Origin of the sequence: Xenorhabdus indica (assembly GCF_014467235.1) — a bacterium.
GTDB lineage: Bacteria > Pseudomonadota > Gammaproteobacteria > Enterobacterales > Enterobacteriaceae > Xenorhabdus > Xenorhabdus indica.
In genome coordinates this window covers 1-11,402 of sequence record NZ_NKHP01000042.1, presented here as the reverse complement: position 1 = coordinate 11,402, position 11,402 = coordinate 1, and the positions used below count along the sequence as shown (strand labels likewise).

Sequence of the window (11,402 nt, the reverse complement as noted above, 5' to 3'; positions counted from 1 at the left end):
TCAGTCCATTTTGGGATTTTTTTGATTTGGCGATTAATCAGATCGCAAAAATTGGACTGAGTTCCCTCCAAGTGATCTACTATTTTGAAAGCTTATTTATAGCATTTATCATAAGCTAGTCTATGTAAACTAATTGCTATTTCCTTATCTGACTCTTTAGATATTGTAACATGAGGTTGTAATGTCACTTCGGTAAATCTTCCCTCTTTTTCATTCATTATGCCTTTTGTATCATCTCAATATTGCACCACACTGACGCCAGCCGCCGCACATAGATGCAAATACCAAAGTTGATGGCAAGCTGATAGTGATGCAATCAAGAGTTCTTCTGGATTCCAGCACTCTTTCTTGCCTAAAAACTTAGGGTCTGCCGAGCCCTTTAAAAACTTGCCATGCTCTCCAGAAATCTCATATTCACGGGCATATCCTCTATAATTTTCGGTCCCTTGACCTAAATTACCGGTCCAATATAAAGAAATTTCATAGTAATGCAGTGTATCAGCCATAAATTACATCCTTATTAACGTTAATTAAAAAGAGAAAAAGACTGCGTTGTTGAAATTGTGGGATTACCTGGGCGTAATAACATTTTCCCCTCTTCCGGTAACATCACGACAGAAGCAACAGTTCGCTCACGGCGTATATCACCGTTATCTGCAACATAAACTGGTGGGGTCATAAACAAGGAAAAACAGTCATCACTGTTAATGTGTTCTTGCTGCAATAGTTTTCGTATTTTTTCTAACCTTTGTCGTGAAGAGTTTTTAGCGAAGATATTGATTTCATCATGAGCAGCAAAATCAGGATGCAAAAAATGATTAGTGTGTGCAGTTGCATAGCCAGTTTTTACAATACGCAGCTGGTTATTCAAAATTTCCACACAGAGCGCGTGACGTTTATCACATAAGGTAAAGGAACGTGAACTGGATAGAGGGAGACAACGAAGCGTCTTTACTGCCTGCTCCACTGTGTCGCAATTATCCAGAAGATGACGAATCACCAAATAAGGTGGAATACCCACTCCCCACTGCCCTCCTAGGACCATGTTGAGCCCAATAGCTAATCCGGCACGATTAAGCCCAAGATAACCCAAGAGACCTGCGAAACTTAAAATCACTGATGGATTGCGAGTTTCTTTACATTCCAGAATATGAATAAAATCATCGAGATTACCATTCAGATCTACCGTTTGCGCAAGAATGGGTTGCCCTTTGAAAGATGATAATGTCGTGCAGTCTCCTGACGTTGTAGTGCGATTATAACCTAGTACCTCTCGCCTCAACTGCAGTAGCCAAGCCAAATCTAACGGCATCTCAGCGCCGATCGATACCCCTTCAATCTCTTGCGCAATATCAGGCAGCCAAGTTTTTACACAAATACGGTAGCGTTCGATACTTTCACCAAGCTGGTTAAGGGACAACTCTGATTGCCCTAGATGATTTAAACGACAAAGACCATCATCAGCAAACTCCCATAACGTCTTCCGGCATTGCTGGCCATGTTGGATGCCCCTCTCAAGGGCATCTCCGCTCAGTATCACGACATTAACATTAGGGATCATTGCTGCTCCGTATGAGGCCGTATTTTCCTGTGATCCTGTAAGCCTTGTTTTACCCTCGGCCATTCGGTGTTCAACACACTGTAGAAAATAGCGTCACGTCGCCGTCCATCTGGCATAAAATTAAAACTACGTAATGTGCCTTCTTCCACGGCACCAATATTGCGTAGGCTAGCTCGAGCTTGCAGGTTGAGGATGTCGGTTTTAAACTCAACGCGCAATGCCTGCAAAGTCTCAAAAGCATGCTTCATCAGTAAATATTTTGCCCATCTGTTGATCCCCTTACCTCGAAATGTCTCCCCCAACCAAGACCAACCGATTTCCAATCGAGCCTCATATTCATGCATATTACCAAAACTCATACTGCCTGCTATTTGACTAGAACGTTTATCGATTACCATGAAGACTACACGATTTCCAGTAGCCTGATCATTTAACATCACATCAAAGAAACGCTCAAATTCGACGTCATTACTGACACGAAAAACGAAATATGTCCAAATATGTGAGTCGCGAGATAAAGCTCTTACCTCCTCCCGATCCTCTTCCTTCACAGGTCTTAGCATGACATATTCATTTTCTAAAACTTTGGGGGCATTATCTTTCCAGTTCATCGCTAATATCCTTAAAATGGTAATTAATTTATATGATTATTTAAAATATCAATGACATTCCCGAGAGTTTGCATATTTCCCAAATCGTCTTCGGTAAAGTTGGATAAATCAATATTCATCTCATTACATAGAGATGTGATAAACAGGATTTTATTAAGTGATGTCAATCCATATATATCACTCATATTTTCTTTTAGATTTAGCTGGGTTGCGTCGATATCTGTAGATAAAGACGCTGCCAGTTTTTGTCGTGCTATGGTTTCCAATTTTGTAATGACGGCATCAGTTTGCATAACTACTCTCTTTATCTGTAGCGTGAAGTTGTTCTTGATAAGATTCAAAAATCATTTTTCGCAGTGGCTTAAATTGTGAGGACAGCAGACCATTTTCTATACTGAACGGTGGGTCAGCGATAATGATTCGGGCTATATGCTCGTCTTTCTCACCTGAGGCGTTTACATTCTCTAAAGCTTGTAAAATAGACTCGTGTTCGACAGCGTCACCGACCGGTGAAATGATGGCAACCAGTTCGGTCTGTTTCGGACTGAAAATTACGCATTCAGCAATAGCTGGTTCATTACGCATGCGCGCCTCGATGGGCTGCACATCTATTTTTTTCCCGTTGTCCAAGACTATCACGTTGTCAGAACGGCCTTTGATGTAGAGGAATCCTTGTTCATCAATGTGGCCAATATCGCCAGTCCGCACACCGCCATCGGCGGTAAACATTTTTTCAGATGCGCCAGGCTGAGCGTAAAGATAACGAGTGTTTACCGGGTAATCGCTATAAACCACAACGTTACCGTCCCGATCAATAATGACTTTTTTCTCATCAACGACTTGTCCAACACTGCCTAATTGGAAGGCTGCCGGGTGATTTTTTGTCACAATGCAGGTTTCATTCATGCCGTAGCCTTCATAAATGGGTAGACCTACTTGATGGAAGAATTGAAGCATTCCCACTTCTGCCGGAGCCGATCCCGTCCACAAGTAGCGAATGCCTGTGCCAAACAGCGCTTTTGCCTGCGATACCATCGTTGCTAGGTCACGACTCTGGCGCTCAATATGGCGACGCGCTGAGTCAAAGAAAGCAGGTACGCCCATCACCACCGTCGGATTAAGCTGAGGCATGACAACAAATGCAGACTGATAGTTGGTGAGTATCGTATCGTGACCAAACTTCAATGCAGAATAGATCCAATAACGCTGCTGCAATAACGACAACGGCAGAAATACCAGCAGCCGATCTCCACTACCGTGATTAAAAATGTTCTGCACGCTACGCAGCGAGGAATCAATGCTGCCTGCCGTGGCAGCTAATCCTTTAGGAATACCGGTTGAGCCTGAAGTAAATTTGATCGTTGTAGTCTTAAATTTCCCAGGATCGAAGCCGGCAGTGCGTACTTTTATTCTCAGCGCAGCCAGGTCGAGTAACACCCATTCCAAGCGGTTATCGGACAGGATACCGATGGTGTCACCCGGTTTAATCCCGTGAGCGAGCAAACCGTTAGCAACACGTCCCGACATTTCATAAAGTGTGGATAACGGTATTGTTTTACGCTCGCTCAGTGTCGCAACTATCAAATTACCCCCCGCCTTCGGGGGATAGCTCACGATATCGTTAATGATCGATGGTTTCATGGTTAAGCTTCCTCGCTGGCGATTCTCGCAGCCATTGCCTTCACTGTATTTAGCTGATAAATAGACTCTAGTGGCATCGATATCCCGAAAACTTTGTGTACGGAAGTTAAAATCCTCAAGGCACTCAGCGAATTGCCACCACGGCCGAAGAAATCTTCATCCACACCAATGGGACCTGTGGCCAAGATCTCCTGCCAAATTCCCTGCAAAGTGCTTTCGATCCTGCCATTGGCTTGGCTGACTAATGATGATGCGACACTCCCTTCATCAAGTGGTAGCTCACCCAGCGCTTTTCTGTCAATCTTCAGGTTACGGTTTAACGGCAAAGCATCGTGCCATACCACACGTGAAGGGATCATATAATCGGGTAGGTGTTGGCTAAGACGTTGGCGAATTTCCGCAGAAGAAAGGGGATCATCATTGGCAACTAGGTGTGCGACAAGCACATCCCCTTGCGAACTTTTTGACACAACAACCGCTACCTGTCCAATTTCTGCAAATTTTGCAATGCTGCTTTCAACCTCTCCCGCTTCAATTCGATAGCCGTTAACTTTTATCTGTAAATCAACCCGGCCCAAAATATCCACATCCCCATTGGGCAGATAACGACCAAGATCTCCAGTTCGGAAAAAGCGTTTTCCGCTCTTAGGGTCAATGGGATAACGTTCAGAAGTACGCTCTTCATCCCCCCAATAGCCCAGCGTAATCCCCATGCCAGTGGCATAGATCTCCCCAGGTACCCAATCAGGGCATTCGAGCCCTTGTTCATTGCGGATGCTGCATTGATTATTGGCGTTTGGACGACCATAAGGGATCGAATCCCCTGTGCAATCCTGTGAGGAGATCGGGTGACAAATATTCCAAATGGTCGTTTCCGTCGGCCCCCCCAATGACCAGAGGTCAATCTGAGGTTGCGTCGCGATTATGGCTGCGGGCAAATCTGGTGGAATGCGATCGCCACTCATCATGATCAAACGCAGCGAGGAAGGCATAGCTTGCGTATGCTCATACATCATACGCACTATGGCAGGTACTGAGTTCCAGATAGTCACACCGGTTTTACTGCATAGAGTTGCCCAGTGCTCAACGTCAGCAGCTTTATCGGCTTCGGGAATTACTAAGGATGCGCCAGCAGATAACGCCCCAAACAGATCCCATACCGACAGGTCGAAGTTAAATGCGCTGATAGCAAAAAATCGGTCTTCCGGTGTCACCGCGAAGCGGTTCTGACAGTCAGCTATCAAGTTGATGACATTACGATGGGTAACCATGACCCCTTTAGGGTTACCTGTCGTACCCGAAGTATAGAGCACATAGGCAAGATCATCTGGACACGCAAGAGGATCAATCGACGGTAATTCTGCAGGGGTTAGTGGGCAAGTTCGCAAATCGAATTGCGGTTGCTCAGTAACAACGTCGGCATTGGTCAAGACCAGATTAACCTGACCATCTTTCAGCATAAAATCACGGCGCTCAGCCGGCAACCCAGCGTCAATCGGTAAATATGCGGCTCCAGCAAGTACAATCGCTAATATGCCTACGATATGCTCGGGTGAACGCTCTGCAATCAAACCGACCAATTCGTTGTGCTTTACCCCCCGAGCTTTTAACCACTGTGCGGCAGTCGCTGCCCGGTTTAGTAATTCCCTATAGCTGATCTGACGCTGTAGCGTATGGATGGCAATGCTTTCTGGCTGCCGTAGGGCAACAGCGACAAAGACGCTCCCTAACATATCCTCGGTACATGGCATTTGGGTATTGTTTGCCAATGCACGTTGGTGGCGCTGTTCGTCAGGTAGTAGTTCGAATGTCAATTGCTGCCAGTTTTCTGGTACGCAGAGCAGATGCAAGAGGCGCTGGAATCCGCTAACCAATGCCGTTAGGAATCCAGAAGGATAATAAGCGTCAACCCCATCCAAACGAATCACCAAAGCTCCCTTCTGTTCGAAAATGAAAGCATCTAACAAAACCTGGGGGGTTTGGCTGATGGTGAATACTTCACGGCCGAAATATTCCAGGGAATCGCCATTAACAGCACCGATAGCCCCTAACGTACAGTTAAAGGTATAGGACATACGCGCTGCGCTTAACCCGCGCTTTCGCGCTAGCTCCTGCATAACGTCAATACCAGAAAAATAGCGGTGATCGATATCTTGATGCAGACGAGACTGTAGCTGTTTCGCGCGTTCCAGAAAGGAACTCTGATGGTCTAAAGAAATTTCGGCAAGCATGGGATCGGAAAAAGGTCCGATAGTGCTGAATACCTGAGGATGTATCGGGCGGCGTTCGGAGATTGTGACATTAAGCGTAAAGTGTTCCCCTGCGCCCCACACGTATAGTGTTTCCGCGTAAGCTGCCATCAACGCCGCCGATGGCGTCAGTTGATACGCTAACATCAACTTCTGCAATTGCTGCCACTGTTGCGGGGGCAGCGTTACAAGGTGCTGGCAAAAACGTGTCGCTCCGTTACGCAGCTTATTGGCTGATGGAAGCTCTGGAGCTTTTGGCAGTGTAGGGAGACGCTGTAGCCAATAATCGCACGAACGCTTATAAGCAGCGTGCTCACGTTCCTTTTCTTTGACACTGATATGCTGAGAAAAAGGTAGATAGGCGACGGGTTCCAAAACCGTTTGGTAGTGCTGATACCAATGATGGAAAAATAAGAACATACTGATGCCATCAACGACCATGCCATCATGATTGACGTAGAGCACCATACTGTCGTCAGACAAGATAGCGACATCAACCTGAAGCAATGATTCACTCGGCGACAAAATCAGATGGGATTTCTCGGTACGCAAATTCTCGCGAGCCTGCACCTGCTCCGATGTCGACAGGGAGCGCAGATCATGCCGTATGATGCTGGGAATATCATTGCTTTCATACTGTTCGCCATCACTGGTAACACGCAGGCGCAATGCGGAGTGTTCAGAAATAACCTGTTGCAGGGCCTGCTGCAGGCGCTCTATATCCCATACGCCTTCAATTTCATGAAAGACCTGATTGGCTATCCCACCGCCGTCAAATAGCGGTGAACGGCCACGATAATAGGCTTGCTGCAAAGGGGTCAGAGAGAAACGTGCTGCTCGCCGCTGTAGATAATCGAGCAACACCGCCTTATGTTCCCTGATAGCGTCCACCAGTTGAGGAGAAATAGAACGCGTAGCTCCCTCTAACTTCAAATTACCTTCTAGGATGCTGATCTTCAGGCCAGCAGTTTCAATATCCTTCAATAATTCCACCGCAGTCATGCTATTACTCCTTTTGCCAACTCGACACCGGATGGCTGCCGCTTCGCGATATGTTCCGCAATGTCACGTAAAGGTTGGTTAAGTAACATTTCGAGTTGAATATCGACTTGTTGTTCATGGAGCAATTGATATTGCAACGTAACGGTCATCAATGATGTCACCCCAAAATTTGCCAAAGCATGATCGGGATGGAATCGGGTATCCGGCATCAGCACACTGAGTTTTTCCTGTAACCAATCCCAGTGGGGGACTTCGGTCAAAGCATCAGGATCGGTAAAGAAGCAGATATCATGTAAAGTAATTCGATTGCCAACGGCAACTAATTCAGCCTGTTCTGGCCAAGCGCTTGCCGTCTTATTGCCCAAGGCCGCTGCTAGCCGCGTAGCAAAACGAGGCATCAAAGGGGTGGAAATGTGAGAAAGCAACTGCGCTGCAGCCAGTTCCAATGCAAGTGCGGTACGATATTCGTCCTTCCAGTTTTCAAGCCCAGACAAGCGAGCTTGGCTGCGAGAAAATTCAATCGTTTCACGTACTAACATTTTGAGCTGTTGGGCGGCGTTACGCAGGGAGAAGCCATCTGCGTTCAGTGCATTCGTTACATTTTGCAAATAGCCGTTGAGTCGGGCCCAAAACGCTACATGCTCTTTAGTCCAGATGCCTGCGTCCGGTACATTACCCATGAAGTGACTCGCCGTACGCTGCCCAAGATCCTGTAGCCAGCTTTGCCACTCATTAATCAGCGTATGGCGTAGTTCAGCCTTATAGGCGTCGATCTGAAAATTGGTTCTTTCCTGTTCTGGACGAGTCAGGCATAGGTAATAGCGAACAGCATCCACACTTTCTGGGGTAAGAATTTCTTTTCCCCATACTGCATGACGTCGGCTAGTGGAGAATTTTTTATTATCCAGCAGGTAAAATTCATTATAGTGATAGTCAATATCAGGCTGCCAATTAGGATAGGCTAAATGGTAAAGTACAGGATATAGGATACTGTGATAGAAACTGTTGTCATAACCGAAGAAATGGACAATTTTCCAGCTCTTATCAGGATTGTTCGCTTTCCAAGGCTGGTTCAGCTGTTTGCCAAGCTGTTCGATACCGTACAAAAAGCCATAGCTCATCTCTGGCCATACCCATATGACCTGCCCAGCCCCTTCTGATTCTGCAGGCTCGATACCCCAATGAGAAGGATGGGATACTGGAACATCGGTTGTAGGGCGAGAGAATACCCTATACGCCAGTTCGCGCATTCTAGCTGGCACTCGCCCAAGCTTGTGATGTTGTTTCACAATATGTTCGAACTGATGCAGAGGCAGCATATAGCGGTTAATGTGGATTTCTTTCGGCTCCATTTGGCTAATATTCGATGTGGGTGATGCTAAATCAACCACTAAGTTAGGTTCACCACACTCTTCGCATATATTGCCGCTAGTACCTAAGCTACAGCTAGGACACTGGCCAGAAACGTTAACTTCATACAGATATTCGCCACTAGTAGCATCACAAAAGGCTGGAGAATCTCGAAACGACACTTTGCTGGGACCAATCATTCGACTGAAGAAATCTCGCGCACCTTCAGCATATTCAAAGGCATTGTTGGTGATCGTATATTGAGTAACCTCAATATCCATCATTTTAAGCGTTTGCAGAATTTCTTGTGAATAATGTGCGGCGATCTCAGCTGGTGTGACCCTTTCCCGTTTTGCTAGTGACACGACATAACTTTGATAATCATCAGATCCCGTCATATGCCAAGCGGGATTACCAATGAGCCGCTGATAGCGTACATAAGCATCGGCTCCCAGATAAGGCCCTGATAAATGCCCCAGATGCAAATCGCCATTAGGAGTTGGCGGAGTAGAGAAAACAAACTGTGGACGCTTGGGATTTTGTCGTTCTCTGGAAGAAGCAGATCGCTTAGCACTGGCAGCATCTCGACGATATTGCAGGAAGAAGATCATGTCCTGATCGCCAGTGTTTTCTAATACATGAGATTCGAACGGCGAGAATTGTGCAATGGTACCGGCTTTAACTGGGTACGTATGACCATCAACAATCAGTTGCCCCTGACCGCTGACAATGACAAACATTTCTATCTCATCATGCTGATGGCTACTAGAGCGATTACCCGGTGTAACTCTTCCCCAGCCGGCAGGAATATCCAATCCATCAATGCTGCTGATATCAATATCGAACTGTTTCGACATTTCTGCATCGTCATAGTTGTGAATAATCATTTTACTGTTCTCTTAGGTGTCGGTTTGCGAGAGTAAAGCAATCACTTCGGAAGCAATGGCGGGGGCTAGCCGATAACCTGAACCGTTTGCTCCACCGGCGTAAATCAATCCATCATCCAACTGTGTGATAATGGGTTCACTCGATGCACTGTAGGCATCGCAGAAAACGCGCCCGTCATGAATGCCTTGAGCTAGTGCAGGCGAATATCGGCTCAACACATCCTTTGCGGTCTCAATGTCTTGACTCTGAAGAGCAGTAATATCTTTAGGTGTCATATCCCACTCTTGGCAGGTGTAGCTAAACAGCCAGTGATTACGGCTGTAGAAAGGCAGTAGGAAAGCATCGTCATCATGAAAGATGGTCAGTGGAGCATCAGCAGCGGGAACTTTTGCAATATGCACTGCGACGATTTTTTTTATGCGCACACCCAAATAGGCTATTCGGTCTCTCCAGGCAGGTTCGGTAAGCCAAGGTCCGGGTGCCAAAATCACTTTGCTTGTGATCACCTGTTCGCCGGAACTCAAACCTAACAGATAGCTATTATCCTGACGCTGTAAGCTGTCAACGCTGACACTTTCATAGATATCGATCTGTAAACGCAATTCGTGCATAAATAGATTAACCAGTTTAAAAACATCGGCATAATGCCCACCTTTTCCCTGAAGGATTGCTAATTCTTTTTGTCCAGAAAGTTCAATATCAGAATTTAACGAAGTGTTGACGGGAGTAAAGTTGGCCAAAGGCAAATAATTACTCAGTGTTTTATCCAAATGGGCATTATGGGTAATTAACTCCATAGTTAAAGGGTATATAGGAGTATTCTCTCCTATGAGCTCTTGATAATAATTATGACTATAAAGCGACATTTTCTGGACTCGAGGATTAATGCCACGAGGAAAATGAACGCCAGCAGAATAAAATGAACTACCTGAACCTGAAATTCTTTTTTCAAAAATAGTGATTGATGCATTGGGTGTGTTTTTTATTATTTCACGAGCTATAACAGCTCCAATAATACCACCACCGACAATAGCAATATCAGTTTTTATCATGATTTTAAATTCTTATATTGGATGCTACATTAGCTTTAAAAGCTGTATGACTTACTGTCTTTTATTTTTTCATTCACAATAAAATTATTTTCTTTCGAAATTTTGACATTATTTTTCGGATGCCAGTCAACAAATGAAGGTTGCTGCTGCTTAGGATACTCTCCGCATAGTCGCCCCATAATACGTTGGGCACGCCATGCATTTAAGCTGAGATTTAAATCAGGCAACCCACGCTGACCTCTAACAGCATTCTGAACAAATATATGATTTTTTGCGGAACCATCCCAAACCACCGCATAATCCTCGTTTACGACAAATTCGTCTTTTTCATAATGAATACGATCTTTTAATGTTCCCAAAAAGTTCTTCTCTGCTGGCCTGTAACCGGTAGCCCAAATGACTACATCAGCATTTATTTCTTCTGCATTATAGGCGTCAGTGTGCTGGAAACTCAGCCTCCAACGATTATCTGCTGTAGCAACAACATTTGTGACAGAACGGTTGGTCATCAGATCAAACTTAACCTGATTTGGAGTGATAAAATACAAGTAATAAAGCTTTTGATAAATATCACGTAACGTTGATTCTGATATTCCGTCTGAGGTCAGAACATTTTCACTATTTGTTTTTTGACGTAAATGTAAGGGAAGTTTTCGAAAATAGTCTGAATAACAAGGCATATAAAAGTCATTAGTAAAAGTTGAATCGTCGATTGGAAAGAAATTTCGACGCCGTGAAATCCAACTGACATGGCTCGGGCGATCATTATCTGGTTTAGATAAAAGATCGAGAAATGCCTCAGCTCCCGATTGTCCTCCGCCTACGACCACAACATGTTTTCCAGCAACATTTTTACTTTTTTTCATGTATTGACTGATGTGATATTGCGTTTCTCCCAACTTAAGAGCAGCAAAATCAGGAACCCATGGTTTAGTTCCTACCCCAATTACTAAATACCTTTTCATAATTATGAGACTTCCATATTTCCTATTCCTTTCCAGCTACTTGCTGAGGCTGTATTCAAAAAGATCTTAATTTTTTTGATCAA

The 11,402-nt window shown here is 45.0% G+C and carries 9 protein-coding genes; all 9 read right to left on the bottom strand.

The window, feature by feature from the left end; genetic code table 11:
- Positions 1 to 236: 236 nt before the first annotated feature.
- A complete protein-coding gene (locus tag Xind_RS18780; protein WP_222941863.1) occupies positions 237 to 506 on the bottom strand; it encodes an OsmC family protein in 270 nt (89 codons plus the stop codon).
- Between the two features lie 20 nt (positions 507 to 526).
- A complete protein-coding gene (locus tag Xind_RS18775; RefSeq protein WP_187650823.1) occupies positions 527 to 1,561 on the bottom strand; it encodes a C45 family autoproteolytic acyltransferase/hydrolase in 1,035 nt (344 codons plus the stop codon).
- Positions 1,558 to 2,124, bottom strand: a complete 567-nt coding sequence (locus Xind_RS18770; RefSeq protein WP_246432622.1) for a GNAT family N-acetyltransferase — start codon at positions 2,122 to 2,124, stop codon at positions 1,558 to 1,560. The genes Xind_RS18775 and Xind_RS18770 overlap by 4 nt, the downstream gene beginning before the upstream one ends.
- Positions 2,125 to 2,195: 71 nt before the next feature.
- Positions 2,196 to 2,465 carry an acyl carrier protein gene (locus tag Xind_RS18765; protein WP_187650821.1) on the bottom strand — a complete coding sequence of 90 codons (270 nt, stop codon included), beginning with the start codon at positions 2,463 to 2,465 and terminating at the stop codon, positions 2,196 to 2,198.
- Positions 2,455 to 3,786: an AMP-binding protein gene (locus tag Xind_RS18760; protein WP_338114371.1), complete on the bottom strand. Its 1,332-nt coding sequence runs from the start codon at positions 3,784 to 3,786 to the stop codon at positions 2,455 to 2,457. The genes Xind_RS18765 and Xind_RS18760 overlap by 11 nt, the downstream gene beginning before the upstream one ends.
- A gap of 29 nt (positions 3,787 to 3,815) precedes the next feature.
- Complete coding sequence (locus tag Xind_RS18755) at positions 3,816 to 7,064, bottom strand: non-ribosomal peptide synthetase (RefSeq protein WP_187650819.1); 3,249 nt, start codon at positions 7,062 to 7,064, stop codon at positions 3,816 to 3,818.
- Positions 7,061 to 9,301 (bottom strand): class I tRNA ligase family protein, encoded by a 2,241-nt coding sequence (locus Xind_RS18750; RefSeq protein ID WP_187650818.1) that lies wholly within the window; start codon positions 9,299 to 9,301, stop codon positions 7,061 to 7,063. Before Xind_RS18750 ends, Xind_RS18755 begins: the two co-directional genes overlap by 4 nt.
- Before the next feature lie 12 nt (positions 9,302 to 9,313).
- Positions 9,314 to 10,354 (bottom strand): FAD-dependent oxidoreductase, encoded by a 1,041-nt coding sequence (locus Xind_RS18745; RefSeq protein ID WP_187650817.1) that lies wholly within the window; start codon positions 10,352 to 10,354, stop codon positions 9,314 to 9,316.
- 35 nt (positions 10,355 to 10,389) lie between these two features.
- Entirely contained in the window at positions 10,390 to 11,319 is a 930-nt protein-coding gene (locus Xind_RS18740; RefSeq protein WP_187650816.1) for a SidA/IucD/PvdA family monooxygenase, read from the bottom strand.
- Positions 11,320 to 11,402: the final 83 nt, after the last annotated feature.